Below are 26909 nucleotides of genomic sequence, written 5' to 3' on the forward strand. Positions count from 1 at the left end.
AACTCGGTTCAATTCGGCGGCGCTGACGCCCGGCTTCCTCTCAGGCGTCTTGCGATCCGCGGTCAGGGAGTTTGCATGATACCGGACTGGCTCCACATCCTTTCAATTTGCATGGTCCTGACGGGGCTTGGCTCGTTCCTTTATCTCCTCGTCAAGGTGGTTCGCCATCCCCAGCATATGGGCGTGATGAACGTCGTCTGGCCGATCACCGGCCTTTACGCCGGACCGCTCGCCATCTGGTTTTATGAACGCTATGGCCGGCTGGGACGCGACGACATCGCAAAGGCCGCCATGGAGCGCGACGAGCCGATGCCGCATATGGCCGAAACGCCTTATGCCGCCAAGATCGGCAAGGGCGCCACCCATTGCGGCGCCGGCTGCACACTTGGCGACATCATCGCCGAGACCCTGGCCTTCATGGTCCCGGCAGTCGCGCTCTGGTTCGGCTATAAGACGATCTTTGCGGACAAGATCTTCGCGGTCTGGATCCTCGACTACATCCTCGCCTTCCTCTTCGGCATCGCCTTCCAATATGCCTCGATCAAGCCGATGAATCCGGATATGGGGGCTGGCCAGGCGCTGATCGCCTCGCTGAAGGCCGATACATTGTCGCTGACGTCCTGGCAGGTCGGCATGTATGGCTTCATGGCGCTCGCCCATTTCGCGATCTTCGGCGCCCTTCTCGGCGTCGCGCTGGACGTCTCCATGGTGGAATTCTGGGCCGCGATGCAGATCGCCATGATCTGCGGCTTCGTCACCGCCTATCCGGTGAATCGCTGGCTGATCGGCCGGGGGATCAAGGAGGCGATGTGAGGCCTGATCGGCGGCTCCGTCACATAGCTTGAACTGGAGGCCAGCCCAGACAAACGGGCCCTCTTCATTTGGTTGGAAGCCGTGCTCCAGGTCAGATATGAAAATTCAGCTGGCCCGGCTCTTCGGCCCGCAAGGCCTCGACCATGTCGCGCGCACGATTGAGCTCTTCGCGCGCCTCGGGACTGCTATCGGCAAGCCCGCGGATGTCTTCGATGAACCGCTCCCATGCTTCGACGCTATCGAAGGGCGTCGGGGGATCGATCAAGGCGCCGGACGTTTTCATGTCTCGTTACCCTATCAGTGGTATGAGCCCACGGTCATCGCCGAATACCCGCCGAAATTTGCGATCGATGACTCGGCTGAACCGATACTCATAATTAATCGCGGGGCGCTCCATCAGCAATATCGCGATCGCGTGACAATAGAAGGCTTTTGCATTTTCGCGGTGGAGATGACCATCGCCCACCGCCTGCCCGAACGCTTTCGCAACAGCGACTTCCGCCTCGTGAATAGCGCGTTCGCCGAGCCGGTTCCCGCCACGTTTCGCAACATAGCTCGACCCGTCATGGCCGTGGGCAAACAGGGCAGCAAGGCCAGGGAAGGCGAGAACCTGCCTGAGATCCGTCGGACTGAGTGCTTGGCTCGAAGGATGATTGTGGTGAAGAAACACGCGATTTTGCGCATCGTTCAAATCTGCGATCAAGGCGAAGGGAAAGAGGATTGCTGCCGCTTTCCGGTCGGTCCTGGGACCGATCCGTCGTTCGCTCGTCATTTCATAGCCGCAGAGATGTTCAAATCCATCGCGGCGGCCCGGTGTCAGAACGAGATCTGCGCAGTCGAGATCGAGCGGGGAAAGCGGGAAGAAAGCCATTCACGAACCGACGGCCATTCGGACGCATTTCGCGGGACAGAACGATGGGGCAGTTTCTACAACTTTTCGTATTTCGCATTCGCGCATCGCGCAAGTGAGCGCTGCCGCTTTCCCCTCCAGCGCCGTGTTCGTCGGGGTCCGATCCGGTGCGGGTCTGGCGTTCGCTTGTTCAGGGCACCATGTAGACGCGGACGCATCGTACCAATCCTCGATATGGCTTTCACCCTGCGCCTATCCAGGCAGTGTTCTGAAAGCCACCCAACCCAGACGAGACATGACTGACTTTTCCCCCCGCGAGATCGTTTCGGAACTCGACCGCCACATCATCGGCCAGAGCGACGCCAAGCGCGCCGTCGCGGTCGCCCTGCGCAATCGCTGGCGCCGCCAGCAGTTGGAGCCGGGCCTGCGCGAAGAGGTGATGCCCAAGAACATCCTCATGATCGGGCCGACGGGTGTCGGCAAGACCGAGATTTCCCGGCGCCTCGCCAAGCTCGCCGGCGCCCCTTTCATCAAGATCGAGGCGACCAAGTTCACCGAGGTCGGCTATGTCGGCCGCGATGTCGAGCAGATCATCCGCGACCTCGTGGAGATCGGCATCGGCCTCGTGCGCGAGAAGAAGCGCGCGGAGGTTCGCGCCAAGGCTCATCAGGGCGCCGAGGACCGGGTTCTCGATGCGCTCGTCGGCAAGTCGGCCTCGCCCGCGACCCGCGACAGTTTCCGCAAGAAGCTGCGCTCGGGCGAACTCGACGACAAGGAGATCGACATCGAGATCGCCGACACCGGCAATCCGCTGGGCGGCATGGACATTCCCGGCATGCCGGGCGCTAATATCGGTGTTCTCAACCTGTCGGAAATGTTCGGCAAGGCGATGAACCGCACCAAGCAGCGCCGCACGACGGTTCGCGATTCCTACGAGCTTCTGATCGGCGAAGAGTCCGACAAGCTGCTCGACCAGGAACAAGTGACCCGCGAGGCGATCGAGGCCGTCCAGAACAACGGCATCGTCTTTCTCGATGAGATCGATAAGGTCGCCAACAAGGACGGCCATTCGGCCGGCGTCTCCCGCGAGGGTGTTCAGCGCGATCTCCTGCCGCTCGTCGAAGGAACGACGGTGGCGACGAAACATGGCCCGGTGAAGACCGACCATATCCTGTTCATCGCCTCGGGCGCCTTTCATGTGTCCAAGCCGTCCGACCTCTTGCCGGAGCTTCAAGGCCGCCTGCCGATCCGGGTCGAATTGCGCGCTTTGACCCGCGAGGATTTCCGCCGGATTCTCACCGAGACCGAGGCCTCGCTGATCAAGCAATATGTGGCGTTGATGGCGACCGAGAACGTGACCCTCGACATCACCGACGACGCGATTGATGCGCTCGCCGACACCGCCGTCAAGCTGAACGGCTCGGTGGAGAACATTGGTGCCCGCCGGCTCCAGACCGTGATGGAGCGCGTCCTCGACGACATCTCCTTCCACGCGCCGGACAAGGGCGGCGAGACCTATAAGATCGACGCCGACTACGTCCATAAGGCGCTGGACGGCATTGCGGGGGACACCGACCTGTCGCGCTTCATCCTTTAAGAGCGCCGGGCGAAAAAGTGGATACCGGTTTTTCGACAACCCGGCGCGGTATTGGAGAGGGACAGAGCGTCGGGCGATCCTGATTGATCGCCCGACGCTCGAAGAGGCGACCCGAAGCGAGACAACTTGCCGATCCGCAGGGCCCATCCGCGCGACATCGCGTCCGGATGGGCCTTTTCTTCCCTCACCCTGTCTCCCGATCCGCGCGACTTTGCGCCATAGTCGCCGCAAAGAATGAGGCATCGGACGAAGGCGGGATCGGGCGATTGAGCGAGGCGAGCGCGATCGGGAGCGTTGTAAATGCGAAAGCCGCGCAGGCTTTCGCGGGCATGCCGAAGCGGCCCGCCGGCAGCCGGCGCCAGATCGATCGCGGTTTCTGGTTCGTCCGGCTTGTCGTCGCCCTGACGATCCTCGCCCTCGCCGCCATCCTGGTGCCGTTCGCCGGGCGATGGGCCGCCGACGATGCACGCGCCTTTCTCGTGCGCTCGGCGGTCGAGACCCTCAATGTCCAGGCCGAAACCCTTAACGGCATTCTCGACAAATATCGGTTGCTGCCACCTCTCCTTGCCCGAATGGGCGAGATCGAAGCGCTCTATGCAACGGAAACGCCCACCGATCCGCACATCGCCCGACAACAGGCCGAACTCATCGCTGGCTTGTCAGGAGCGCTGGACGTTGCGCTGGTCCAGCCGGATGGCCGGCTGATCGCTTCGGCGCGCGGCCGGATCGCCGATCCGAAGGGCCAGATCGCCGAAGCGCTCAAAGCCTCGGCTCAAGGGCGGCTCGGCCGCGAAAGCCTCGTCCTTGGCGACGGACAGCGCGCTTATGCCTTCGTCTTCGCCCTCAAACGCGGCCCGGAGCTTCTCGGCCATATCGCGATCCTGGTCGGCTTCGAGAACGTCGAATCGACCTGGGCGCTGTCGACCAATCCGATCTATCTGTCCGACACGGCGGGCCGTGTCTTCCTGTCGAACCGGGCCGATTGGCGGCTCGCGGATGCAAGCACCCTTCCGCCCGGCGGCCCCGCTCTTTCGCCAAATGGCGAGACGATCCCCTATATCGATATCGAGCGGCATCTGCCGCTTCTCGACTGGCGCCTGCATGTCCTGGCCGATGAGCGGCCGGCCCAGGCGGCGGCGACCGCCGGCCGCCTGATCGCGGCGCTCGCCCTACTCGTCGTTGCCGTCGGTCTCGCGGTTCTTCTCAGACGCCGCGAGCAGGCGATCCTGCGCGAACGACGCGATCGGGCGATTGCGCTCAAGTTGGAGCGCATCGTGCGCGACCGCACCCGCGCCTTGAGCTTGGCCAATCGAAGCCTCGAAGCGGAAATCGTCGAGCGGCGCGCGACCGAGAACAAGTTGCGCAAGACCCAGTCCGAGCTCGTCCATGCCGCCAAGCTCGCCGGTCTCGGACAGATGGCCGCCGCGCTCGGCCACGAGTTCAACCAGCCGCTCGCCGCGATCCGGACCTATGCCGACAATGCCGATCGGTTTCTCGCCCGTGAGCGCCCCGACATGGTGTCGAAGAATCTCGGCTCGATCGCCAAGATGACCGATCGCATGGCCGAATTGTCGAAGACGCTTCTCGCCTTCGCGCGAAAGCCCGGCACCAGCGTCGGACAAGTGGCGCTCGGCCCGGTCATGGACGAGGCGATGATCCTCGTCCGGCCACGCCTGAAGAAAGCCGGCATGTCGCTTTCCATCGATCCGGCCATTCGCGACGTCGAGGTCATGGGCGGGCGGGTTCGCCTCTCCCAAGTCTTCGTCAATCTCCTCAACAATGCCGTCGACGCCAATGCTGGCCGGAACGAGGGCCATATCGCCATCCGGCTCGGCGGGCGTGAACCGCAGGACGGCGAGATCACGATCACAGTCGAAGACGACGGCCCCGGCATTCCGCCCGATATCGCGCGCACCATCTTCGAGCCCTTCGTGACCACCAAGGCGAGCGGCGAAGGAATCGGCATCGGATTGTCCATCGTCTCCAACATTCTCGCCGATTTCGGCGGCGCCATCCGGCTGGACGAGACGCGCCCGGGATGCACGCGATTTGCCATTTTCCTCGTCAGGTCCGATAGGGCTTCGATCGCTGCCGAATGACCAGGAAAGGCGCCCGATGACCGATGCCGGACAACCGGTCGTCCATCTCGTCGACGATGACGACGATCTTCGCGATGCCCTCGCCCAAGGTCTGGAGCTGGAAGGCCTGCCGGTGCGCGTCCATTCCGACGGCGCCTCGCTTCTCTCGCAGATCCGTCATGATGCTTACGCCGTCGCCGTCAGCGACATCCGGATGCCAGGGATCGACGGGCTCGACCTGTTGCGCCAGGCACTAGCTATCGACCCCACCCTCCCCGTCATTCTGATCACCGGCCATGGCGACGTGCAGATGGCGGTCGATGCCATGCGCATCGGCGCCTATGACTTCATCGAGAAGCCCTTCCCCGTCTCGCGCCTCTATACGGTGGTGGAGCGGGCGCTGGAAAAGCGCCGGCTGGTTCTCGAAAACCGCATTCTTCGATCGACGCTCGATGGCGGCGACGAAATGGCTCTGCGCCTTGTCGGGCGTTCGCTGGGTATCAAGCGTCTGCGCGAACAGGTCGGCGCGCTCGCCGATACCGATGTGGACGTGCTCGTCTTTGGCGAGACGGGAACCGGCAAGGAGGTCGTCGCGCGCGCGCTCCACGATTTCGGCGGCCGGGCCAAGGGCAATTTCGTCGCCATCAACTGCGCGGCCTTGCCCGCCGACATCATCGAATCCGAATTGTTCGGCCATGAGCCCGGTGCGTTTACGGGCGCAGCCAAACAACGGATCGGCAAGCTCGAGCACGCATCCGGCGGAACCATCTTTCTCGACGAGATCGAATCCATGCCGCTCGATCTTCAGGCCAAACTCCTGCGCGCGATCGAGACGCGATCCATCGAGCGCCTCGGCTCCAACAAGCCGATCCCGCTGGATGTCCGTTTCGTCGCCGCGACCAAGACCGATCTCGAAGACGCCGAATCCCGCTTTCGGCCTGACCTCTATTATCGCCTGAGCGTCGTCACCCTGGACATTCCGCCTTTGCGCGAGAGGCGAGAGGATATCCCGATCCTCTTCTTTCATCTGGCGCGCGAGGCCCGGGCCCGCTTTCGGCGCGAAATTCCGACGGTCGATCATCGGCTCGAGCTTCAGCTGACCGCCCATGATTGGCCGGGCAATGTCCGTGAGCTGCGCAATTACGCCGATCGTTTCGTGCTTGGCATGTGGCATGGCTTTACGCAGGAGACGGGCGGGTTTCAGGCCGATCTACCCGTCACCGGCTCTCTGGCCGATCGTCTGGCGATCTTCGAAAAGACGATCATCGAGGGGGAGCTTGCCCGCAATGGCGGCGCGCTGCGCCCGACCTATGAGACGCTACAGATTTCCCGCAAAGGCCTCTACGACAAGATGAAGCGATTGGGGATCGAAAGCCGCGAAGCGCCGGAGGATTGAGACCGATACGGGGACCGCATGAGGCGAGCCGAGTTCGTGCGCTCATAAGCAGGAGATGGGAACGCGCCAATCTCTGATTAGCCGCGTTGAAAGCTACCCATAGCAACAACCAAGATGGGTAGCGCGCGACACATCACATAAAGGGTGAGCGTTGAATGGGAAGCTAACGCGCTGCCCGAGAAACGGTTCCGCCTGCTGCGATCTTTTTTGTACTCTCACCCGTAATATTATCAAGCCATTGACGCACATACGATTTTTTTGCGAGCGCCCGATCTGACTTCCTCCACGCGGCAAGACGGCATCGGCATTTTTGGCCCGCCCCCCGTTCTTGGCACGCCGCTTGCAGAACGCTGATCATCGCGGCGACGGGAGGCGCCGTTCGGGTTCGATCGGATCTGATCTTTCGGGAGACAGGGTCCATTCGATCGAGACCGGCTCGTCCCTCCGCCGTGACGATACGCATCGCGCCCGATCCGTGGCCGATGCCCTTGATTTCAAAGGCGGACGCGCATGTCCGCCGCGGAGGAGTCCAACCCATGAAGTCCATTCTTCTCGCTGCTGCATCGGCTCTTGCCCTCGGCCTCGCCGCGACCGGCGCGAACGCTCAGACCGATCCTTGCGACGACGGCGAAATCGTCATCAAATTCAGCCATGTCGTGGCAGCCACCGGCCATCCGAAGGGCGATGCAGCCACGCGATTTGCCGACCGCGTCAATGACGAGATGAACGGCAAGGCCTGCATGCAGGTCTTCGCGAACTCGACTCTCTTCGACGACGACAAGGTGATGGAAGCTCTGCTTCTGGGCGATGTGCAGCTTGCCGCACCGTCCCTGTCGAAATTCGAGGCCTATACCCTCAAATATCGCCTGTTCGATCTGCCCTTCCTTTTCGAAAACCTCGATGCGGTCGACCGTTTCACGACCTCCGATACCGCCAAGGGCATGCTGACGATCATGGAAGACGTCGGCTATACCGGCCTTGGATATTGGTCGTCGGGCCTCAAGCAGTTCTCGGCCGACAAGCCGCTGCTCGTTCCTTCCGACGCCAATGGTCTGAAATTCCGCATCCAGACCTCCGATGTCGCTGAGGCGATGATCGAGGCCATGGGCGGCTCGGCCCAGAAGCTCGCCTTCAAGGAGGTCTATGGCGCGCTGCAGACCGGCGTCGTCGACGGTCAGGAGAACACCTGGTCCAATATCTACACCCAAAAGTTCTTCGAGGTTCAGGACGGCATCACCGAGACGAATCACCAGCTTCTCGCCTATCTCCTCGTGACCTCCACCGAATGGCTGAACGGCCTTGAGCCGGATGTCCGCGATCAGTTCGTCAAGATCGCCGACGAGGTCACGCAGGAAGCCAATGCGGCCGTCGCCGAGACGGAAATGAAGAACCGCCAGAACATCATCGATGCCGGCGGCACCGTGCGCGAGCTCTCTGCCGAGCAGCGTCAGCAATGGGTCGACACGATGAAGCCGGTCTGGGCCGAGTTCACCGACGATATCGGTCAGGATCTGATCGACGCAGCGGTCGCCTCGAACTCCTCGAACTGAGCGTCACGGGCGCGGTGAGACCGCGCCTTGCGGCCCGGCCGAGATGAGGTCCGGGCCGCACCCAGTTTTTCCGCTGTTCACAACGTCATTTCAGTCGAGACGCCGGCGGCTCGAACGCTTGGCTCGCGTCCGAGGGAGGTTTTTGCGTCATGGCCGGCATCTGGCCCTATCTGGCGATCCTTGCGCTGATCGCCCTTCTGTTCCTCTGGGAGCGCCGATCGCCCGAGGCCGTCACGCGCTTCGAGGAGAACGCGCTCGCCCTGCTCCTCGCCACGATCACGCTCGTCTCCTTCGTCCAGGTGATCGCCCGCTACGGCTTCAACACCGGTTGGTCGGGGGCTCTAGAATTCACGCGCATCCTGTTTGCCTGGATCATCCTGTTCGGCATGAGCTATGGCCTGAAGACGGGCCTCCATCTCGGCGTCGACGCGGCGATCCGCGCCTTTCCCAAGCCGCTTTTCCGTTTCGCCGCGCTGTTCGGCGCCGGCGCGACGCTGCTCTACGCGCTGATCCTCCTCAATGCCGACTGGCTTCGCATCTTCGGCGCCGATTCCTCCGGCGGCGCGGTCTTCTACTGGCAGCGCTTCTTCCAGATCGGCATCGGCCTTGATGATCTTCGCTATCCCGAATGGATGCAGGAGACCTTCGGGCTCCAGGAGCGCGTCCAGCGCTGGATCGCCTATCTGATCCTCCCCATCGGTCTCGCCCTTCTCGGTTTCCGCGCGCTCCAGGCGATCGTCGAGATCGCGACGGGCAAGCGCGAACTCATCATCGCCGGACACGAGGCTGAAGACCTCGTCGCCGAGAACAAAGATATTCTGAAGGACTGACCCCAATGGAATCGACCGTCCTTCTCGTCCTCGTTCTCCTTTTCCTCTTCATGGGCGTGCCGGTCGCGATTTCGCTCGGCCTGCCCGCCCTTATCGTCGTCGCCTTCTTCTCCTCGGACTCCATGTCCTCGGTGGCGATCCAGCTCTTCACGGCGGCGCAGAACTACACGCTCCTCGCCATCCCCTTCTTCATCCTGGCCTCGGCCTTCATGTCGACGGGCGGCGTCGCCAAGCGGCTCATCAACTTCGCCATCGCGGCGGTCGGCCATTTCCGCGGTGGCCTTGCCATGGCCTCGGTGCTCGCCTGCATGCTCTTTGCGGCGCTGTCGGGCTCCTCGCCGGCAACCGTCGTCGCGATCGGCACCATCGCCATCGCCGGCATGCAGAAGGTGGGCTATTCGAAAGAGTTCTCGGCCGGCATCATCGCCAATGCCGGCACGCTCGGCATCCTGATCCCGCCCTCGATCGTCATGGTCGTCTATTCGGCGGCGACCGACGTCTCGGTTGGGCGCATGTTCCTGGCCGGCGTCATCCCCGGCCTTCTCGCCGGCCTGATGCTGATGGGCGCGATCTATATCGTCGCGCGCTACAAGAACCTGCCGGCGGAAGAGTGGAAGGGATTCGGCGAGATCCTGTCCCACGGCAAGACCGCAGGTTGGGGCCTGTTCCTGATCGTCATCATTCTCGGCGGCATCTATGGCGGCGTTTTCACGCCGACCGAGGCGGCGGCAGTCGCCGCGATCTACTCTTTCCTCATCGCCGTCTTCGTCTATCGCGACATGGGACCGCTCAAGGGTGAGCCCTGGGTCTTGGAGAGCGACGGCGCGCGCGCCCGGATCGGCTTCAACGCCATCACCTATGGCCTCTCCTTCCTCGTCGTCGCCCTCATCATGGTCTTCTTCGCGACCGCCGGACCGGACGGCTCGACCCTGTCCTTCGGCGAGCGCATGGTGCTTTGCGGCATTCCGGCTCTTCTCGTCATGATCGCCTATGCGGTCTGGCGCTCGAAGGGCCTGATCGTGGCAGGCGCCAACGGCGGCACAATCACGGCCGGTGGTGGCTTCGGCTCCCTGCCAGGCACGCTCGCCGCGGGCCTGCCGATCTTCGGGCGCAACTTCAAGCTCATCGGCACCAAATTCGTCCCCGGCTGCTTCCATCCCGAGACGAAGAAGGTGTTGGTCGACGCCTCGAAGACGACCGTCATGCTGATGTTCATCATCGTGAACGCGCTGCTTTTCGCCCACACGCTGACGGCCGAACGCATCCCCGATGCGATCACCGCCCTGATGCTGGATTACGGCTTCAACTGGTTCACCTTCCTCATCGCCGTGAACATCCTTCTGCTCATCGGCGGCCAGTTCATGGAGCCCTCGGGCCTCCTCCTCATCGTCGCGCCGGTGGTCTTCCCCATCGCGATGGAGCTCGGCGTCGATCCGGTCCATCTCGGCATCATCATGGTGGTGAATATGGAGATCGGCATGATCACCCCGCCGATCGGCCTCAACCTCTTCGTCACATCCGGCATCACGGGCATGAGCCTCGTGAGGGTGGTTAAGGCGGCCATGCCCTTTGTCGGCGTGCTCTTCGTCTTCCTCATCCTCGTCACCTATGTCCCGGCGCTGTCCACCTGGTTGCCCTACAGCCTGATGGGGCCGGAACTGATGGTGCGGTAACGATCCGGCACTCTGCCAAGGAACGAAAAAGGCCCGGCGCAGCCATCCAGCGCCGGGCCTTTTTGTCATGAATGACGGGCTGAGACCGATCAGGTCTTGATGACGTAATGCTTGCGGGTCGGCTCGACGACCTTCCAGCGGCCCTTGAAGCCGGGCCGAATGACGAAGCTGTCGCCGGCGACGAGCTTCATCGGCTCGCCGCCTTCTTCGGTCAGGACCGAGACACCGTCGAGAATGTGGAAGAACTCCCATTCGCTATAGTCGACGTCCCATTCGCCCACCGAGGCTTCCCAGATCCCGGCATAAAGGCCGTTGCCGTCATCTTCGAGATTCCAGGTCTTGAAGCCCGGCCGGCCGCTTCGAACCTTCTCCTTGGGCGGCGTGCCCGTCTCCACGGCCACGCCTTCTTTCGCGATGCGCAGAACTGTCTCGCTCATGGCTCACCCTCCTGTCGGTCGAGGTTCCCTCGGGTCGGCGCCATATGAGGATGACGAGCCGAGACCACCAGTGGTGCAGCGCAAAAAATGCCGCATCTTCCAGCGATCAGATCTTCGCTAAGGCCTGATCCAAATCGGCGATGAGATCGGCGACATTCTCGATGCCGATCGACAGGCGCACGACGTCGGGACCAGCGCCGGCGCCGATCTTCTGCTCGTCGGCGAGCTGCTTGTGGGTGGTCGATGCCGGGTGGATCACCAGCGAGCGCGTGTCGCCGATATTGGCGAGATGGGAGAAGAGTTCGAGCGCTTCGACGAAGGTGACGCCCGCCTCGTATCCGCCCTTCAGACCGAAGGTGAAGACGGCGCCGGCACCCTTGGGACTGTATTTGAGCATATTGGCATGGGAGGGATCGTCCTCGAGCCCGGCATAGGAGACCCAGGACACCTTGTCATGGCCTTTCAGATGCTCGGCGACCGCTTTGGCATTGTCCGAATGCCGCTGCATGCGCAAGGAGAGCGTCTCGATACCGGTCAGGATCATGAAGGCGTTGAAGGGCGAGATCGCCGGTCCGAGATCGCGCAGGCCGAGCACGCGGCAGGCGATGGCGAAGGCGAAATTGCCGAAGGTCTCGTGAAGAACGATGCCGTTATATTCCGGCCGCGGCTCCGACAGCATCGGATAGCGGCCCGACTTCGACCAGTCGAACTTGCCACCATCGACGATCGCCCCGCCCATGGAATTGCCATGGCCGCCCATGAATTTGGTCAGCGAATGAACGACGATATCGGCGCCATGCTCGATCGGCCGGCAGAGATAGGGCGTCGCCATGGTGTTGTCGACGATGAGCGGCAGGCCGTGCTTGTGGGCGATTTCGGCGATGCCGGCTATATCGACCACGACGCCGCCCGGATTGGCGATCGATTCGATGAAGATCGCTTTGGTCTTGTCGGTGATCGCGGCCTCGAAGGTGGAGATATCCGCCGGATCGGCCCATTTCACCCGCCAGTCGAAGCTCTTGAAGGCATGGCCGAACTGGTTGATCGAGCCGCCATAAAGCCGGCGCGAAGCGATGAATTCCTCGCCGGGGCTCATCAAGGCCTGGAAGATGATCAGCTGGGCGGCATGGCCCGAGGCGACGGCGAGCGCGGCCGTGCCGCCTTCGAGCGCCGCGACTCGCTCTTCCAGAACCGCCTGGGTCGGGTTCATGATGCGGGTATAGATATTGCCGAACTGCTGGAGGCCGAACAGCGACGCGGCGTGATCGACGCTGTCGAAGACGAAGGACGTCGTCTGATAGATCGGCGTCGCCCGCGCCCCCGTGACCGGATCGGGCTGCGCACCCGCATGGATCGCCAGGGTCTCGAAATTCGGTCCGCTCATATCGTTTGTCTCCTTCCCTTGTCCGGCAAAGAAATTCGCCTCGCCGGCTTTCTCCTTGGAGCGACCGCCTTACCATGTGTCCCCATGGCACGGCGAGGATGGGTCAACCCGTTTTCTCGCGGTTATCAGCAATCAATTTGCTCGCATCGCGCCAAATTCGGCGAAACGACCGGCGCCGGGATCGGCCGTGCGAGATCAAGACAGGAGAGACGACTTTGCCAAGCATCGAGGGAAAGATCCGCTATGCGGTGGTGGGCGCCGGCTGGATCTCGCAAGGCGCGTTCATGCCGGGCGTCGGCCAGACCAGCAACTCGATCATGACCGCCGTCGTCACCGGCGACCCGGAAAAGGCCAAGGGCCTCGGCAACGCTTACGGCCTCGACGCCTATGGCTATGACGAATACGATAAGATGCTGAAGAGCGGCACGGTGGACGCGGTCTATGTGGCGACGCCGAATTTCCGCCACCGCGAATTCGCCGAGCCGGCGCTGAAGGCCGGCATTCACGTCCTCCTCGAAAAGCCCATGGAGGTCTCGATGGAGGATGCCGAGGCGATCGAGGCGGCGGCCAAAGCCTCCGGCGCCAAGCTGATGGTCGCCTATCGCCTCCATTGCGAGCCGGGCACGGTCGCCATGGTCGAGGCCGTGCGCAAGGGCGTCATCGGCAAGCCGCGCTTCTTCACATCGACCTTCTCCCAGACCGTCAAACCCTCCAATCACCGGGCCCAGCACGGCTATTGGGCCGGCCCTGTGCCGGATATGGGCGCTTATCCGATCAATGCCGTGCGCAATCTTTTCGAGGCCGAGCCGATCGAAGTCATGGCGATCGGCACGCGCACCGAGCGAGGCCTCGACTGCGACGACACTGTGAGCGTCATCCTGCGCTTCACCGAGGGACGGACGGCGAGCTTCACCCTGTCTTACTCGGCCGAGAGCATCGACCGGTTTCATCTGGTCGGCTCGGACGGCATCATCGAGGCGATGCCCGCCTTCGGCTTCGGCGAGGGAACGGCGATCTCCTATCGCCTCACCAAGGACGGCGAGACCAGCGAGCACAAGGCGCCCGTCGTCGACCAGTTCGGCGGCGAGACCGAGTATTTCTCCGATTGTATCCTCAACGATCGCGATCCCGAGCCGAATGGCGAAGAGGGCTTGTGCGATATGATCGTCCTCGCCGCCATCGAGCGAGCGCTTCAAACCGGCGAGCCGCAGAAGCTGGAGCCGCGCTCGCGACAGCGCCGGATTTCGAAGGACGAGAAACGCGAGCTTCCCCTCGCCAAGGTGCCGGACTTCGTCAATACGGACGTGCCGATGGAGTAATGAGCGGGACGTCCTCGCTCATCATCCTCGGCCCGTCCGGGCCGGGGATTCATCACACGAAAGCCTCTCGGTCGGACCGTATTCCTCGAAACGTCATCGTGACCCACGCATCAGGACCTCCCGCATGACCGAGCCTGAGATCATCGCGACGCTCGATTTCCTGCGCCGGGCCGAGGCGTTGAAGGACACGCTACGCAGCGGCCATACCTCGACAGGCCGGCCGGAGAGCACGGCCGAACACAGTTGGCGGCTCATGCTGATGGCGCTGGTCTTCTCCAGATCCTTCGGCGAGATCGACATGCTGAAGCTTTTGAAGATCCTCGTCGTCCACGATCTCGGCGAAGCGATCTCCGGCGACGTACCGGCGACCGATCAGAGCCCGGACGACGGACGGTCCGCGCGCGAGCGGGCCGATCTTCAGAGCCTGACGGCGCCCCTCCCGGCTCCGATGCGCGACGAGATTCTGGATCTCTGGGACGACTATGACAGCGCCGGCTCGCGCGAGGCGGTGATTGCGAAAGGCCTCGACAAGCTGGAGACGATCCTCCAGCACAATCAGGGCGCCAATCCCCCCGATTTCGACTACGGCTTCAATCTTTCCTATGGACGATCGCGCACCGACGCCGATCCCCTGCTCGCCCGTATCCGGGCGATTCTCGACGCCGAGACCCGCAAGCGCGAGGCTACCTCGAAGGCATGAGCACTTAGCGGCCTCTGATCGCCTTTTCCGCTCCCCGATAGCCGAGGATCATCGAGAAATAGGGCGCCGTGTCGCTGGCCTCAGCCAGCGGCATGACGCGCTCCTCGGCAAGGCTCACGCGCTCGCAATAGCGGCAGGAACCGGTCAGCCGCAGAGTTTCGATGAGGGTCTTCACGCGCATAAAATGTCGGCCGAGCTTGATGATGGCGAAGGCTTCCGACAACGCGATCCGTGTGGCGATCTCGCGATCTTCGAGCGGGGCCGGAATGACGGTGAAGACGTCGTTGCGGGCCGCGATCGGCCTCGCGCTCGCCGCGCCCGCCGCCATGACCGAGGAGACGCCCGGCACGATCTCAGTCGGGAATTTCGAGGCCAGACGCTCGAAGAGATACATGAAGGAGCCGTAGAAGAACGGATCGCCCTCGCACAGGACGGCGACGTCGCGCCCCGCCTTCAGATCCGCCGCGATGCGCTTGGCCGCGGCCTCATAGACCTCGGCCGCCGGAAAGCGCTCGACGCGCATCGGCACCTCGATCGCGATCTCCTCCTGCTCTTTGCGCAAGTAACCGGCGACGATCGAGCGGGCGAAGCTCTCGCCCGTGTCAGGCTTTGGATAAGCAACGACGGGCGCGCTGGTGAGGATACGATGGGCCTTGAGCGTCAGAAGCTCTGGATCGCCCGGCCCGACGCCGAGACCATAGAGCGTGGCGGGAGGAACGCTCATGCCGGGCCTTCGCCCCGGCGCAAGCTCGCGCCAAGCGGCCTTTCCACATGCCAATGAACGACCGTCATCGACGGCTTGAAGGCGTGATAGGGCCCGACCGGCGCGGCGGTCTCGACAGCGATGCGCATCAACTCGCCGCCGAAGCGGGCATGAAGCTCGATGAGGATCGCTTCCGATTCCAGCGTCACCGCATGGGCCGCGAGCCGCCCGCCGGGCCTCAAGGCCGCCCAGCAGGCCTGAAACACGCCGTCCGTCAGTCCCCCGCCGATGAAGATCGCGTCGGGGCTCGGCAGATCGGCGAGCGCTTCCGGCGCCTCGCCTTCGAGGATCAGGAGTTCGGGCGTGCCGAGGGTGAGCGCGTTCTCGGCGATCATGGCACAGCGTTCCGGGCGTGGCTCGATGGCGATGGCCGACAGACGCGTTCCGGCCCGCAGCCATTCGATGGCGATCGAGCCCGAACCCGCGCCCACATCCCACAGGCGCTGGCCCGGCAAAGGCGCCAGAGCGGAGATGGCAAGCGCGCGCAGGACCCGTTTGGTCATCTTGCCGTCATGGACGAAGGCATCGTCCGGCAGACCGGCAACGCAGGGGCGAGGCTCGGCGGCAAGTCCCGCCTTGCATTCGACGGCGACCACGTTCAGCGGATCGACATCGTCGAAATCATAGGCACCGGCGCTGGTCGTCCTCAGACGCTCGCGATAGCCGCCCATCGCCTCGCAGATGACGAGCCGGCTCTGGCCGTAGCCTCTGGACGTAAGCAGCCTGGCGATGTCGCGCGGGCCCTCCTCGCCGCCGGTCAGCACCAGAAGCCGGGCGCCCGGCAGGACACTCCGCATCAAGGCCTCGACCGGCCGGCCATGGGCGGTGAGACAGGCGACATCGGCCAGCGCCCAGCCGAGCCGCGCGGCCGCGAGTTGAAAGGCCGAGAGCCCTGGCAGGATGGTGACGGCCTCAGTGCCGAAGCGCTTGACGAGGATCGCGCCAACGCCGAACCACATGGGATCGCCCGAGGCGAGCACCACGACGCGCCGGTCTTCCCAATCCTCGATCGCGTCGAGATTGTCGGAAAAGGGCGTCGTCCAGACGAATTGCTCGGCATGGCTGCTGCCGAGCATGGACAGATGGCGCTCCCCGCCGAAGATCGCTTCGGCGCCGGCCAGCGCCATATGCGCCTCGTCGGACAAGGCCGAGAGCCCGTCCTCGCCGATGCCGACGATGGTCAGCCAGGGCTCGCCGTCCCGTGTCATTCGCCAAGCCCCGAGGCGAGCGCATTGACCGCAGCCGCCGCCAGCGCGCTGCCGCCGAGACGCCCGGGAAGGGTGACGAAGGGAACGCCGCGATCGTCGCGCAGAAGTTCGGCCTTGGATTCGGCCGCCCCCACGAAACCGACGGGCAAGGCCAGGATGAGGGCCGGCCTCGGCGCGCCTTCCTCGATCCGCTCGATCAGGCGGAAGAGCGCCGTCGGCGCATTGCCGATGGCGACGATCGCGCCCTCCATGACGTCGGTCCACAGATCGACCTGGGCGGCGGAGCGCGTCGTCGCCTCCCGCTCGGCGATGCGCCGGGTGCGCGGATCGTTGAGACGGCAGACGATCTTGTTCTGCTGCTTGAGGCCGGAAACGATGATGCCGTGGGAGACCATCTCTGCATCGGTGATGATCGGCGCGCCGGCTTCCAGCGCCGCCCGCCCGGCCGCGATCGCGCCCTCCGAGACGACGAGACTCTCGGCGATTTCCGGCATGCCGCAGGCATGGACCATGCGGATGACGAGGTCATGGGCCTCTTCGGGAAAGCGTGAGAGATCCGTCGCCTCGCGCACGAGGCGGAAACTCTCCTCATAGATGCGCGACGGCTCGCGGATATAATGAAGGCGGCGATTGGGAACGGCGATGCCGGAATTGTCGTGCTCGCTCGGCACCTCGTCCGACAGGCGATAGCCGAGGCCGACGATCCAGCCCTCTTCCATCAGGGCGGCGCGCTTGTCCTCGCCCTGGAGGTCGGCGGGAGCAGCGAGCAACGCCTCGAAGCGGCCCTCTGCGTCGAAGCGGCCAAAGGCTTCGCAGAGCGTTTCGACCTGGGCCTCGTCGAGGCAGGACTTGTCGCCCTTCTCGATCTGCGACAGGCCCGGATAGATCTCGGCAAAGGTGATCGGCGCGTCCAGCTTGTCGGCAAAGCCGGTCTCGAAGGGCCAGACGGCGATCTTGCCGGCAAACTCCTCGTCGCGGCGCAGCTGCTCCAGCCGCGCCATGCCAGTCACGGCCTGGCTGCCGACGCTGCCGACATAATGCATCTTCCAGACCGGCTGGGCTTTTCGCGCACGGTCCTCCGACAAGCGCCGCTCCGGCAGCGCGTCGGGATAGGGCTCGGGCCGGCGCGGCGGCAGGCCGGGAATGTCCTGAAATTCCGGGCGGCCCCAGAACATCGGCGCAAAAGCGAGCCGGTCGCGATTGAGCCGACCGGCGATCTCGAAGCGGTTGTTGGTGTTGGAATCGGTGTCCTGGACGCTGTCGGCGAAGAAGGACCAAAGCGCCGACCAGTCGTCGGTGCCGGCGATCGCCCCGGCCGCCCCGCGCGGATAGCCGAATGGGAAATCGAAGCCGGCAAAGACCCGCTTGTCAGCCGCCAAAGCGTCGCGGAAGAACTGGCGCAGACGCGCCATCGCCGCCGAGCGGGTCGGCGGATTGACCGTCTCGATCAGCCGGAACGTGCCCTCCTCCCGCTCGCCGAGAGCGATCCAGATCGAATCCTTGCCGGTGGTCGGCGTGTTGGCCGCCGACCAATCGACGATGGCGAAGGCATCGAAGAGAGCCATGCCCGTCCTTTAACGCATCGAACGCGGGCCCAAGGGATGGTCCGCGTGGGGATAGGGGTGGTGGTGATGCCCATGATGATGATGGGCATCATGATGACCATTGCCATGTGCGGGACTGGAATCGCCACCATGGTGGTGATGGGTATGGCCATGATCGTGGTCATGTCCATGGCCGTGTTGGTGATCATGGGCATGGCTGTCGCCATGGCCGGGATGATGATCGTGGGCGTGACTGTGTCCGTGCCCATGATGGTGATGACCGGCCGCGCTGCGGCAGGCGCCGGTACACACGTCCTGGCAAAGCGTGCAGTCGGCCGAGGAGCCGATGCCTTCCACGTGGTGATGGTGGCTTTCCTGGGCGAGCCCGACCTCGGTCTCGAAGCCCAGCACCTGCTCGCGATATTTGCACATCTGGCAATTCATCACATTGGTGCCTTCGATGATCTCGAAGAGCCGCTCGACGAAGGTTTCGACCACGAGGTCATGGGCGCCGAGATAGGGCGCCTTCAGGAAACGGATATCGGGATGGCCAGCCGCGACCACATCCGTCTGGTCGTAGATGCGGCGCACGAGAACGCCGGTGAAGAGGAAATAGGGAAAGACAACGATGCGCTTATAACCAAGGCGCGCGGCATGGCTCAGCCCCGGCTCGACCAGCGGGAAGGTGACGCCCGAATAGACCGTCTCGCCCCAGCCGAAGCCGAGCCCCTCCCAGAGCATGCGCATGACCTTGGAGACGTTGGAATTGGCGTCGGGGTCGGAGGAGCCGCGCCCGACGACGACGAGCATCGTGTCGTGGAGCGCCTCGCCTTCGCGCCAGCCATCGGCCTTCAAACATTCGCGAATGCGCTCGCCGGCCGCCCGGATCATCTTCGGATCGATGCCGAGCTCGCGGCCATAGCGGATGGTGAGATCGTGCTCGGCCGCATAGGTGTTGAGAACGGAAGGAATGTCGTTCTTGGCATGGCCGGCGGCAAACAACATGCCCGGCAGCGCCATGATGTCCCGCGCGCCCTCGCCGAGAAGCTTGTCGAGGCCTTCGCGGATGACCGGCTTGGCAAATTCCAGATAGCCATGCTCGGTACGCCAATCGGGCAGGCGCGCCTTCAGCTTTTCCGCGAGGCCGCCAAATTCCTCCATCGCGGCCTTGTCGCGGCTGCCATGGCCGCAGAGCATCAAGGCTTTGAGAGGTTGGGCATGTCCGTTCGGGGCCTGATCCATCGGGCTCCTCCTTCTCGCCGTCAGCCGGCGTCTCGAGAAATCCAGCCGGAGGAGCCGGCGCGCGACTGGAGTGTTCCCCCAAGCGGCCGGGCAGTCCGACAGTTCCGTCTTGGCCCCCGATTTGGGTCGGCCGCACCGGAATTCCTTTCAGCCCGGTCCGGCCGGGCACCGTCGTTCGAAGGGCGGGGAATAGACGCGCTGCGGGAACGGGTCAAATCCCGAAGCGGCCCGATCGGTTTTCTCTTCCCTCCGCCCACCAATTGGCCTAACCCACGGTTCTCCCTCCTGCCGCATCGGCGGCGCTTCTCCCCCGGCTCGGCCATGGACTTCGACATCATTCTGCTTCTCCTCGGCGCGGCCTTCGTCGCGGGCGCCATCGACGCGGTTGCCGGCGGCGGGGGGCTGATCACCATTCCGGCTCTCCTCCTCGCCGGTTTCGACCCCTTGACCGCCATCGGCACCAACAAGGTGCAGGCGATTTTCGGCTCCGGCTCGGCGACGATCGCCTATGCCTCCAAGGGCCATGTGAACCTCAGGAAGCAGTTGCCGAGCGCCGGCTTCGTCCTCATCGGCTCGTCGCTGGGCGCGGCGCTCGCCTTCGTGATACCAACGGAAGCGCTCGAAACGGGACTGCCCTTTCTCCTGATCGCCGTCGCCGTGTTTTTCGCGCTGAAGCCCGATCTCGGCGATCTCGATCGCGAGCGCCGGCTCTCCGAGCCCCTCCTGATCGGCCTCGTCATGCCATTGATCGGCGCCTATGACGGGCTGTTCGGCCCCGGCGCCGGCTCCTTCTACATGATCGCCTTCGTCACGCTGGCCGGCTTCGGCGTTCTCAAAGCGACGGCCCATACGAAGCTTCTGAACTTCGCCTCCAATGTCGGCGGCCTTCTCGTCTTCACCCTCAACGGCGCCGCCATCTGGTGGCTCGGCCTGATGATGGGCGTTGCGACCTTTCTCGGCGCCCGGCTCGGCGCGACGATAGCCATGCGCTTCGGCTCCAAGCTGATCCGCCCGCTTCTCGTCGTCACCTGCCTCGCCTTGGCGGCCAAGCTTCTCTTCGGATAAGGCCGGTCCCCTGACCGGTTTTGAAGGAAGAAGGCCATCCATGGCGAAGACGCCTGCCATCATGCTGCAGGGCACGGGCTCCGATGTCGGCAAATCCGTCCTCGTCGCAGGGCTCTGCCGGCTCTTTACCCGACGCGGGCTCGCTGTGCGACCCTTCAAGCCGCAGAACATGTCGAACAATGCCGCCGTCGCGCGCATCTCCGGAAGCGGCGACTTCGGCGAGATCGGCCGGGCCCAATGGCTTCAGGCGCTGGCCTGCCGCACGGCCCCGACGACGGCGATGAATCCGGTGCTTCTCAAACCCCAGTCGGAGACCGGCAGCCAGATCGTCCTCAATGGCCGGATGGCCGGCAGCGCCAAGGGCCGCGACTATCAGCGCCTAAAGGCCGGCTTTCTCGATACCGTCCTCAAGGGCTTCGAGACCCTTTGCGGCGAAGCCGATCTCGTCATCTGCGAAGGGGCAGGCTCGCCGGCGGAGATCAATCTGAGGTCGGGCGACATCGCCAATATGGGCTTTGCGACAGCTGCGAATGTGCCCGTCGTCCTCGTCGGCGACATCGATCGCGGCGGCGTCATCGCCTCGCTGGTCGGCACCCATGCTATCCTGCCCGAGGCCGACAGGGCGATGGTCAAAGCCTATCTCATCAACAAGTTTCGCGGCGATGTCTCGCTCTTCGACGAGGGGCTTGCCGCGATCACCCGCTTCACCGGCTGGCCGAGCCTCGGCGTCGTCACCCATCTTCCCGCCGCGCGCCGCCTGCCGGCCGAGGATTCGGTCGCGTTGGAACGCCTGGCCGAGGAGAGGTCGGGCCCGAATGACCTGATCGTCGCCGTCCCGCGTCTCGGCCGCATCGCCAATTTCGACGATTGCGACCCGATCGCCCAGGAGCCGGGTGTCTCGCTCGTCTTCGTCGAACCGGGCGATCGCCTGCCACCGGAGGCGCGGCTCGTCCTTATCCCCGGATCGAAGTCGACGATCGGCGATCTCGAAGACTTTCGCAAAAACGGCTGGGACAAGGATCTCGCCGACCATCACGCGAGAGGCGGCTTCGTGATGGGCCTTTGCGGCGGCTATCAGATGCTCGGGCGGCGGGTCCTTGATCCGGGCGGGATCGAGAGCGACACGCACGAGGCCGAAGGCTTGAGCCTTCTCGATGTCGAAACCGTGATGGCATCGGACAAGACCGTGCAGGACAGCCGCGCCGAGACGCTGGAAGGCGAGGCGCTGGAGTGCTACGAAATCCATCTCGGCCACACCGAGGGCCCCGACTGCGGGCGCCCGCTCTGCCGGATCGACGGGCGGCCGGACGGGGCGACGAGCCCGGACGGGCGCGTCTTCGGCACCTATCTCCACGGCATTTTCGCCAATGACGGCTTTCGCCGCGCCTTTCTCTCCCGTCTCGGGCATAAGGCGACAGGCCATAGCTACCGCGCTTCGGTCGAGACCGCCCTCGACGAGATCGCCGATTCGTTGGAGCGCATGATCGATTGCGAGCGCCTCTTGGTGATCGCCAAGAACCGATAGCTGCGGCGAAGGATCGGTGGTGGCGTTGTGTCGAGCCCAAAAGACACGCTTTGGCCGCAAGACCATGTTTGCGACGACATCAGGAAGATTCTAGACTGGACCCATGAGCGACATCGCCCCCGCGCGGCCCGGCCGCTTTTCGATCCTTGCCAACCCGACGCGCTTTCTCGAGCTGTCGGGCAAGGTGCAGCCATGGCTTTACGGGCTGGCGCTTCTGGCGCTTGCGGCGGGCCTCGGCCTCGGCGTCGTCGCGCCCGACGACTATCAGCAGGGCGCCACCGTCAAGATCATGTTCATCCATGTGCCCTTTGCCTGGCTCTGCATGATGATCTGGACGGTGATGAGCGTCTCCGCGCTCGGAACGCTGGTCTGGCGCCATCCGCTGGCCGACGTCTCGGTCAAGGCGGCCGCCCCGATCGGCGCGGTCTTCACGGCCCTCGCCCTTCTCACCGGCTCGATCTGGGGCCGGCCCATGTGGGGCACATGGTGGGTCTGGGACGCGCGGCTAACCTCGGTCTTCGTCCTCTTTCTCATGTATCTCGGCCTGATCGCGCTCACTCGCGCCTTGGACGAGCCCGGCAAGAGCGCCAAAGCCGCCGCAATTCTCGTGCTGGTCGGTTTCGTGAACATCCCGATCATCAAATTCTCGGTCGACTGGTGGAACACGCTGCACCAGCCGGCCAGCGTCATGCGGATGGACGGGCCTGCGATGCCCGCCGCTTTCCTGACGCCGTTGCTTCTGTCCGCGCTCGGCTTCACGCTTCTGTTCTTCGCCCTGCACCTGACCGCGATGCGCAACGAGATCCTGCGCCGCCGGGTCGAGGCCTTGTCCCGGCTTGCCGCCCGCCGGGCCGAGACGCCTTCCAAGGAGGCGCTAGCATGACCGGACCTTATGCCGCCTATATTCTCTCGGCCTATGGCTTTTCGGCACTCGCGATCATCGGACTCGCGCTCTGGATCGGGCTCGATTCCCGGGCCCAGAAGCGCGCGCTCGCCGATCTCGAAGCGCGGGGTATCCGGCGCCGATCGGCACGGTCCGACCAGACCGCGCCCTCTTCAAGGTGATTTGCAATGAGCGGACCATCCCCAACAACGGACGATCGTGGCATGTCGGCCGATGACACGCCACAAAAGGCGCCGGTCAAACGGTTTGCGCTGGTCGCCTTGCCGCTCGTCCTGTTCGGTGCGATCGCGGCCGTCTTCGGCATCGCCCTTCATCAGAATCAGCTTGGTCGGGACATCACCGAAATTCCGTCGGTGCTGATCGGCAAGGCGGCCCCGAAGACGGTGCTTCCGCCGCTCGACGGGGTGACAACCGCCTCCGGTGCCCCGATACCGGGCCTCGATCTTGCGTCGGCGGAGGACGGTCGCCCTCTCCTCGTCAACGTCTTCGCCTCCTGGTGCGCCCCCTGCCGCCAGGAGCATCCACTTCTGATGGAGCTCGCCAAGGACGACCGCTTCCGGCTCGTCGCGATTAACTACAAGGACAAGCCCCAGAATGCGCGCGATTTCCTCAGCGCGCTCGGCAATCCCTATGAGGCCATCGGCGTCGACCAGAAGGGCTCGGCAACGATCGACTGGGGTGTCTACGGCGTGCCGGAGAGCTTCCTCGTCTCCCCCGACGGCACGATCCTCTATAAGCGCACCGGCCCGTTCACGGTGCAGTCGATCCAGGACGACCTTCTGCCGGCGGTGGAAAAGGCCATCGCGAAGCCTGCTCCGACATCCTGATCCAAAGCGCAAGCCGACAGGCGACTTTGAAGGCGCCTACCGATCCTCGACCATGATCGCCCGATGGCCGATATCGGAGCGCCAGAAGCCATTGTCCCAGCGGACCTCGCCGATGATCTCATAGGCCTTGTGGGCCGCTTCGCGGACGCTCGGCCCCATGGCGGTGACATTGAGCACCCGGCCGCCCGTCGCGACCAGCTGGCCGTCCATCTGCCCCGTGCCGGCATGAAAGATCATCGCATCGTCGCCGGTCTCGGGCAGATGAGCGATCGGCGTTCCCTTGTCATAGGAGCCCGGATAGCCGTTCGAGGCCATGACGACGGTCAGAGCCCGATCGTCGTGCCAATCGGCCTTGACCGAAGAGAGATCGCCCTTGGCCGCCGCCAGAAGGATCGGCAGGAGGTCCGATTTCAGGCGCATCATCAGCACCTGGCATTCCGGGTCGCCGAAACGGACATTGTACTCGATCAGCTTCGGCCCGGTCTCGGTCAGCATCAGGCCCGCATAGAGAACGCCCTTGAAAGGCGCGCCGGCCTCGCGCATCCCTTTCATCGTCGGCTCGATGATCTCGCGCATCGCGCGGCGAAGCTGGGCTTCACTGAGAGAGACTGCGGGGGAATAAGCGCCCATGCCGCCGGTGTTCGGCCCGCGATCCCGGTCGAAGGCGCGTTTGTGATCCTGGGCCGTTCCAAAGAAGACCGCACGCTCGCCGTCGCAAAGGCAGAAGAGGCTGGCCTCCTCGCCCTCCAGAAATTCCTCGATGACGATCTCCGCGCCGGGCCCGCCGAATTCGCCCTCGAAACAGGCATCGATCGCCGCCAGCGCATCGGCCTTGGTCTCGGCAATGGTCACACCCTTGCCGGCGGCGAGCCCATCGGCCTTGATGACGATCGGCATGCCGCGATCCTCGATCGCGGCCCGGGCGTCGGGCGCGTTGGTGAAGCGGCGGTAACGGGCGGTCGGAATGTCGTGGAGCGAGCAGAGATCCTTGGTGAAGCCTTTCGAGCCTTCGAGGCGCGCCGCCGCCGCCGAGGGTCCGAAGACGGCGATGCCGGCCGCCTCCAACGCGTCGGCGAGGCCGGCGACCAGCGGCGCTTCCGGCCCGACCACCACGAGGCCGATTGCCTTGTCCCGGCAGAAGGTCAAGACGGCATCATGATCGGCGACTTCGAGCATCGCCAAGGTCGCATGGGCCTTGATGCCGGGATTGCCGGGCGCGGCATAGAGCGTGCCGAGTTCGGGCGATTGTGCGAGCTTCCAGGCGAGCGCATGCTCTCTCCCGCCCGATCCAATGAGTAGGACATCGATCGCCATCGACTGACTCCGTCGCACAGACGCCATCCTGAAGCGACCGATTTCCAGGCCGGCGACGAAATCGCGTCTCGATTGTCTTAGAACGGATGGGAGAGCTCGCGCTTGTTCGCGCCAAGACCGCTCGGTCGATCCGTCGGGTTTTGCTGCGGCGATACGGTCAGCGGCCGCCAATGGTCAAGTGACGGTCTGCCGGGGCAAAGATAGAATTGTACAAAAATAAGGCAAAAAGGCTTGACTGCGGCGCCCCGAACACGCTCTTTCGGACCCATGGCGAATCTGAATCAGACCATCGCGGGCCAATCTGACCGCGTCGCGGATGCCCCTTCCGAAAGCTGGGTCTACCGCCTTCTGCCTCGCGGCATCTGGCCCTATGCCCAGCTTGCGCGCTGGGACAGGCCGATCGGTTGGCAACTTCTGATGTGGCCCTGCTGGTGGGCGGCGGCGCTCGCGCCGCAGGCAACGGCCTCAAGCGCGGTCCATACGGGCCTGCCGAGCTTCTGGCACCTCTTCCTCTTTCTGGTCGGCGCGATCGCCATGCGCGGTGCCGGCTGCACCTATAACGACCTCGTCGACCAGAGGATCGACGCCGCCGTGGCGCGGACCCGCTCGCGCCCCCTGCCCTCGGGCCGGATCAGCCGGCGCGACGCCAAGCTCTTCATGGTCGTTCAGGCGCTGACCGGCTTTCTGGTTCTTCTCCAGTTCAACATCTTCGCCATCCTGCTCGGCATCGCCTCGCTCGGCGTCGTCGCGATCTATCCCTTTCTGAAGCGCTTCACCGACTGGCCCCAGCTCGGTCTCGGCCTCGCCTTCTCCTGGGGCGCGCTGATGGGCTGGGCCTGTTATTGGGGCAGCCTGTCGCTCGCCTCGCTCTGCCTTTATCTCGGCTCGATCTTCTGGGTGATCGGCTACGACACGATCTATGCCCATCAGGACAAGGAGGACGACGCGCTGGTCGGCGTTCGTTCGACGGCGCGGCTTTTCGGCGAAAAGACGCGTCAGGCGATCGTCATGCTCTACGGGACCGCGCTGACCCTCTTCCTCGTCGCCTTCCTTCTCACCGGCACATCGACGGCCGGTCCGAGCTGGCCGGCCTATGCGGGCCTTCTCCTCGGCGCTATGCAAATGGGTTGGCAGATCAGAAGCCTCGACATCGACGATCCGGATCAGTGCCTGGCGCTGTTCAAGTCGAACACGGCCTTTGGCTGGATCGTCTTCTTCGGGCTCGTCTTCTCCGCGCTCTGGACGTTGAGCTTCCCCGGCTGACGCTCGGGCGGCGTGGCGGACGACACTCTGCTTGAAGCGCCTCAGTCGCGCGATAGGCCTTTCTCCCGAAGCTCGGCGAGATAGGTCTCCCAGCGCGCGTCGCGCTCCTCCGCCAGTTCGCGCAGATAGGTCCAGGTATAGATGCCGGTGTCGTGGCCGTCGGAAAACAGGATGCGCACGGCGTAATTGCCGACCGGCGTGATATTGGCGATCGTCACCTGCCGCTTACCGAAGACCGTCTTGCGATCGGCCGGCGAATGGCCCCGCACTTCGGCTGAGGGCGACAGAACGCGCAGGAATTCGGCCGAAAGCATGGCCGGCTCGCGATCCGGCCAACCAAGCGTCAGAGTTGCCCGATCGCTGGCCACTCGGATTTCGTTGGGAGGTGTCGAGGCGGCTTGCATGGCAGGTCTTTCGCGTGGGACAAATCAGCGGCCCGCCGCGCCTTTTGGGGCATTTGACGAGCCATGGGCACGATCGAATTCCGCCGAAAGGACAGAGGCTTGGTCGAAGGGGGCGGCTTGACCCACCCCACGTGAGCTTCCACATTCGTGCGACGAATATATTCTTCGAGTACCGGTCCGGCGGGTCTGCCGCAAGTCGTGCCGCCGGCAAGAGACGCGAGTT

Annotated in this window: 25 protein-coding genes; 15 read left to right on the forward strand and 10 right to left on the reverse strand. The window is 64.1% G+C overall.

Going from position 1 to position 26909, the window contains the following annotated elements:
- Window positions 1–75 precede the first annotated feature (75 nt).
- Window positions 76–813: a DUF4396 domain-containing protein gene (locus B9A15_RS11540; RefSeq protein WP_084410236.1), complete on the forward strand. Its 738-nt coding sequence runs from the start codon at window positions 76–78 to the stop codon at window positions 811–813.
- A 91-nt stretch (window positions 814–904) separates the two neighbouring features.
- On the opposite strand, the gene B9A15_RS11545 is transcribed toward B9A15_RS11540, so the two are convergent.
- Window positions 905–1096 carry a hypothetical protein gene (locus B9A15_RS11545; protein ID WP_084410237.1) on the reverse strand — a complete coding sequence of 64 codons (192 nt, stop codon included), beginning with the start codon at window positions 1094–1096 and terminating at the stop codon, window positions 905–907.
- Window positions 1097–1102: 6 nt separating this feature from the next.
- A complete protein-coding gene (locus B9A15_RS11550; protein ID WP_084410238.1) occupies window positions 1103–1684 on the reverse strand; it encodes a hypothetical protein in 582 nt (193 codons plus the stop codon).
- Between the two features lie 274 nt (window positions 1685–1958).
- Here B9A15_RS11550 and hslU point away from each other — a divergent pair, with 274 nt between their 5' ends.
- The 6 genes from hslU (at window position 1959) to B9A15_RS11580 (ending at window position 10787) form a co-directional block, all read left to right on the forward strand.
- Window positions 1959–3260 (forward strand): ATP-dependent protease ATPase subunit HslU, encoded by a 1302-nt coding sequence (gene hslU / locus B9A15_RS11555; RefSeq protein ID WP_084410239.1) that lies wholly within the window; start codon window positions 1959–1961, stop codon window positions 3258–3260.
- Window positions 3261–3589: 329 nt separating this feature from the next.
- Window positions 3590–5359, forward strand: a complete 1770-nt coding sequence (locus B9A15_RS11560; RefSeq protein WP_170923273.1) for a sensor histidine kinase — start codon at window positions 3590–3592, stop codon at window positions 5357–5359.
- 16 nt (window positions 5360–5375) lie between these two features.
- Window positions 5376–6734, forward strand: a complete 1359-nt coding sequence (locus B9A15_RS11565) for a sigma-54-dependent transcriptional regulator (protein ID WP_084410241.1) — start codon at window positions 5376–5378, stop codon at window positions 6732–6734.
- 536 nt (window positions 6735–7270) lie between these two features.
- A complete protein-coding gene (locus B9A15_RS11570; protein ID WP_084410242.1) occupies window positions 7271–8284 on the forward strand; it encodes a DctP family TRAP transporter solute-binding subunit in 1014 nt (337 codons plus the stop codon).
- A 149-nt stretch (window positions 8285–8433) separates the two neighbouring features.
- Window positions 8434–9114 carry a TRAP transporter small permease gene (locus tag B9A15_RS11575; RefSeq protein WP_084410243.1) on the forward strand — a complete coding sequence of 227 codons (681 nt, stop codon included), beginning with the start codon at window positions 8434–8436 and terminating at the stop codon, window positions 9112–9114.
- 5 nt (window positions 9115–9119) lie between these two features.
- Window positions 9120–10787: a TRAP transporter large permease gene (locus B9A15_RS11580; protein ID WP_084410244.1), complete on the forward strand. Its 1668-nt coding sequence runs from the start codon at window positions 9120–9122 to the stop codon at window positions 10785–10787.
- Window positions 10788–10876: 89 nt separating this feature from the next.
- On the opposite strand, the gene B9A15_RS11585 is transcribed toward B9A15_RS11580, so the two are convergent.
- Both B9A15_RS11585 and B9A15_RS11590 read right to left on the reverse strand, forming a co-directional pair.
- Window positions 10877–11224, reverse strand: coding sequence for a cupin domain-containing protein (locus B9A15_RS11585; RefSeq protein WP_084410245.1), 348 nt, complete (start codon window positions 11222–11224; stop codon window positions 10877–10879).
- 106 nt (window positions 11225–11330) lie between these two features.
- Complete coding sequence (locus B9A15_RS11590) at window positions 11331–12608, reverse strand: O-acetylhomoserine aminocarboxypropyltransferase (RefSeq protein ID WP_084410246.1); 1278 nt, start codon at window positions 12606–12608, stop codon at window positions 11331–11333.
- Between the two features lie 215 nt (window positions 12609–12823).
- Between B9A15_RS11590 and B9A15_RS11595 the strand changes: the two genes are divergently transcribed.
- Both B9A15_RS11595 and B9A15_RS11600 read left to right on the forward strand, forming a co-directional pair.
- Complete coding sequence (locus tag B9A15_RS11595; RefSeq protein WP_084410292.1) at window positions 12824–13927, forward strand: Gfo/Idh/MocA family protein; 1104 nt, start codon at window positions 12824–12826, stop codon at window positions 13925–13927.
- Window positions 13928–14051: 124 nt separating this feature from the next.
- Window positions 14052–14627, forward strand: coding sequence for an HD domain-containing protein (locus B9A15_RS11600; protein ID WP_084410247.1), 576 nt, complete (start codon window positions 14052–14054; stop codon window positions 14625–14627).
- Between the two features lie 4 nt (window positions 14628–14631).
- On the opposite strand, the gene cobI is transcribed toward B9A15_RS11600, so the two are convergent.
- From cobI to B9A15_RS11620, 4 genes are read right to left on the reverse strand one after another with little or no spacing between them, the layout of a single operon-like run.
- The gene (gene cobI / locus B9A15_RS11605; protein WP_084410248.1) at window positions 14632–15351 is read right to left on the reverse strand and encodes a precorrin-2 C(20)-methyltransferase; all 720 of its coding nucleotides are present in this window, start codon (window positions 15349–15351) and stop codon (window positions 14632–14634) included.
- On the reverse strand, window positions 15348–16598 hold the full coding sequence (cbiE, locus tag B9A15_RS11610) for a precorrin-6y C5,15-methyltransferase (decarboxylating) subunit CbiE (RefSeq protein ID WP_084410249.1): 1251 nt from the start codon (window positions 16596–16598) through the stop codon (window positions 15348–15350). The genes cobI and cbiE overlap by 4 nt, the downstream gene beginning before the upstream one ends.
- Entirely contained in the window at window positions 16595–18163 is a 1569-nt protein-coding gene (locus B9A15_RS22985; RefSeq protein ID WP_170923274.1) for a precorrin-8X methylmutase, read from the reverse strand. Before B9A15_RS22985 ends, cbiE begins: the two co-directional genes overlap by 4 nt.
- A 9-nt stretch (window positions 18164–18172) precedes the next feature.
- Entirely contained in the window at window positions 18173–19384 is a 1212-nt protein-coding gene (locus tag B9A15_RS11620; RefSeq protein ID WP_084410250.1) for a sirohydrochlorin chelatase, read from the reverse strand.
- A 321-nt stretch (window positions 19385–19705) separates the two neighbouring features.
- Between B9A15_RS11620 and B9A15_RS11625 the strand changes: the two genes are divergently transcribed.
- From B9A15_RS11625 to B9A15_RS11645, 5 genes are all read left to right on the forward strand, one after another.
- A complete protein-coding gene (locus tag B9A15_RS11625) occupies window positions 19706–20449 on the forward strand; it encodes a TSUP family transporter (RefSeq protein ID WP_084410251.1) in 744 nt (247 codons plus the stop codon).
- A gap of 40 nt (window positions 20450–20489) precedes the next feature.
- Window positions 20490–21974 (forward strand): cobyric acid synthase, encoded by a 1485-nt coding sequence (locus B9A15_RS11630; RefSeq protein WP_084410252.1) that lies wholly within the window; start codon window positions 20490–20492, stop codon window positions 21972–21974.
- Between the two features lie 103 nt (window positions 21975–22077).
- Window positions 22078–22857, forward strand: a complete 780-nt coding sequence (locus B9A15_RS11635; RefSeq protein WP_084410253.1) for a heme ABC transporter permease — start codon at window positions 22078–22080, stop codon at window positions 22855–22857.
- Window positions 22854–23039, forward strand: coding sequence for a heme exporter protein CcmD (gene ccmD, locus B9A15_RS11640; protein ID WP_084410254.1), 186 nt, complete (start codon window positions 22854–22856; stop codon window positions 23037–23039). The genes B9A15_RS11635 and ccmD overlap by 4 nt, the downstream gene beginning before the upstream one ends.
- A gap of 42 nt (window positions 23040–23081) precedes the next feature.
- Complete coding sequence (locus B9A15_RS11645) at window positions 23082–23705, forward strand: DsbE family thiol:disulfide interchange protein (RefSeq protein ID WP_084410255.1); 624 nt, start codon at window positions 23082–23084, stop codon at window positions 23703–23705.
- 36 nt (window positions 23706–23741) lie between these two features.
- On the opposite strand, the gene purD is transcribed toward B9A15_RS11645, so the two are convergent.
- Window positions 23742–25013, reverse strand: a complete 1272-nt coding sequence (purD, locus tag B9A15_RS11650) for a phosphoribosylamine--glycine ligase (protein ID WP_084410294.1) — start codon at window positions 25011–25013, stop codon at window positions 23742–23744.
- 273 nt (window positions 25014–25286) lie between these two features.
- On the opposite strand from purD, the gene ubiA reads away from it, so the two are divergent.
- Window positions 25287–26282: a 4-hydroxybenzoate octaprenyltransferase gene (gene ubiA / locus B9A15_RS11655; RefSeq protein WP_084410256.1), complete on the forward strand. Its 996-nt coding sequence runs from the start codon at window positions 25287–25289 to the stop codon at window positions 26280–26282.
- Between the two features lie 41 nt (window positions 26283–26323).
- On the opposite strand, the gene B9A15_RS11660 is transcribed toward ubiA, so the two are convergent.
- On the reverse strand, window positions 26324–26686 hold the full coding sequence (locus B9A15_RS11660; protein ID WP_084410257.1) for a gamma-butyrobetaine hydroxylase family protein: 363 nt from the start codon (window positions 26684–26686) through the stop codon (window positions 26324–26326).
- Window positions 26687–26909: the final 223 nt, after the last annotated feature.

The sequence above is a fragment of the Fulvimarina manganoxydans genome (assembly GCF_900176465.1).
Taxonomy (GTDB): domain Bacteria; phylum Pseudomonadota; class Alphaproteobacteria; order Rhizobiales; family Rhizobiaceae; genus Fulvimarina; species Fulvimarina manganoxydans.

What these genes read in the sequence shown, in the direction of transcription:
- cobI (WP_084410248.1), bottom strand. Translation starts at nt 15,351, where the DNA reads ATGAGCGTTCCTCCCGCCACGCTCTATGGTCTCGGCGTCGGGCCGGGC.
- B9A15_RS11545 (WP_084410237.1), bottom strand. Translation starts at nt 1,096, where the DNA reads ATGAAAACGTCCGGCGCCTTGATCGATCCCCCGACGCCCTTCGATAGC.
- B9A15_RS11645 (WP_084410255.1), top strand. Translation starts at nt 23,082, where the DNA reads ATGTCGGCCGATGACACGCCACAAAAGGCGCCGGTCAAACGGTTTGCG.
- ccmD (WP_084410254.1), top strand. Translation starts at nt 22,854, where the DNA reads ATGACCGGACCTTATGCCGCCTATATTCTCTCGGCCTATGGCTTTTCG.
- B9A15_RS11570 (WP_084410242.1), top strand. Translation starts at nt 7,271, where the DNA reads ATGAAGTCCATTCTTCTCGCTGCTGCATCGGCTCTTGCCCTCGGCCTC.
- ubiA (WP_084410256.1), top strand. Translation starts at nt 25,287, where the DNA reads ATGGCGAATCTGAATCAGACCATCGCGGGCCAATCTGACCGCGTCGCG.
- B9A15_RS11550 (WP_084410238.1), bottom strand. Translation starts at nt 1,684, where the DNA reads ATGGCTTTCTTCCCGCTTTCCCCGCTCGATCTCGACTGCGCAGATCTC.
- B9A15_RS11590 (WP_084410246.1), bottom strand. Translation starts at nt 12,608, where the DNA reads ATGAGCGGACCGAATTTCGAGACCCTGGCGATCCATGCGGGTGCGCAG.
- B9A15_RS11565 (WP_084410241.1), top strand. Translation starts at nt 5,376, where the DNA reads ATGACCGATGCCGGACAACCGGTCGTCCATCTCGTCGACGATGACGAC.
- hslU (WP_084410239.1), top strand. Translation starts at nt 1,959, where the DNA reads ATGACTGACTTTTCCCCCCGCGAGATCGTTTCGGAACTCGACCGCCAC.
- B9A15_RS11540 (WP_084410236.1), top strand. Translation starts at nt 76, where the DNA reads ATGATACCGGACTGGCTCCACATCCTTTCAATTTGCATGGTCCTGACG.
- B9A15_RS11585 (WP_084410245.1), bottom strand. Translation starts at nt 11,224, where the DNA reads ATGAGCGAGACAGTTCTGCGCATCGCGAAAGAAGGCGTGGCCGTGGAG.
- B9A15_RS11625 (WP_084410251.1), top strand. Translation starts at nt 19,706, where the DNA reads ATGGACTTCGACATCATTCTGCTTCTCCTCGGCGCGGCCTTCGTCGCG.
- B9A15_RS22985 (WP_170923274.1), bottom strand. Translation starts at nt 18,163, where the DNA reads ATGGCTCTCTTCGATGCCTTCGCCATCGTCGATTGGTCGGCGGCCAAC.
- B9A15_RS11620 (WP_084410250.1), bottom strand. Translation starts at nt 19,384, where the DNA reads ATGGATCAGGCCCCGAACGGACATGCCCAACCTCTCAAAGCCTTGATG.
- B9A15_RS11630 (WP_084410252.1), top strand. Translation starts at nt 20,490, where the DNA reads ATGGCGAAGACGCCTGCCATCATGCTGCAGGGCACGGGCTCCGATGTC.
- B9A15_RS11575 (WP_084410243.1), top strand. Translation starts at nt 8,434, where the DNA reads ATGGCCGGCATCTGGCCCTATCTGGCGATCCTTGCGCTGATCGCCCTT.
- B9A15_RS11580 (WP_084410244.1), top strand. Translation starts at nt 9,120, where the DNA reads ATGGAATCGACCGTCCTTCTCGTCCTCGTTCTCCTTTTCCTCTTCATG.
- B9A15_RS11600 (WP_084410247.1), top strand. Translation starts at nt 14,052, where the DNA reads ATGACCGAGCCTGAGATCATCGCGACGCTCGATTTCCTGCGCCGGGCC.
- cbiE (WP_084410249.1), bottom strand. Translation starts at nt 16,598, where the DNA reads ATGACACGGGACGGCGAGCCCTGGCTGACCATCGTCGGCATCGGCGAG.
- B9A15_RS11560 (WP_170923273.1), top strand. Translation starts at nt 3,590, where the DNA reads ATGCCGAAGCGGCCCGCCGGCAGCCGGCGCCAGATCGATCGCGGTTTC.
- B9A15_RS11635 (WP_084410253.1), top strand. Translation starts at nt 22,078, where the DNA reads ATGAGCGACATCGCCCCCGCGCGGCCCGGCCGCTTTTCGATCCTTGCC.
- B9A15_RS11660 (WP_084410257.1), bottom strand. Translation starts at nt 26,686, where the DNA reads ATGCAAGCCGCCTCGACACCTCCCAACGAAATCCGAGTGGCCAGCGAT.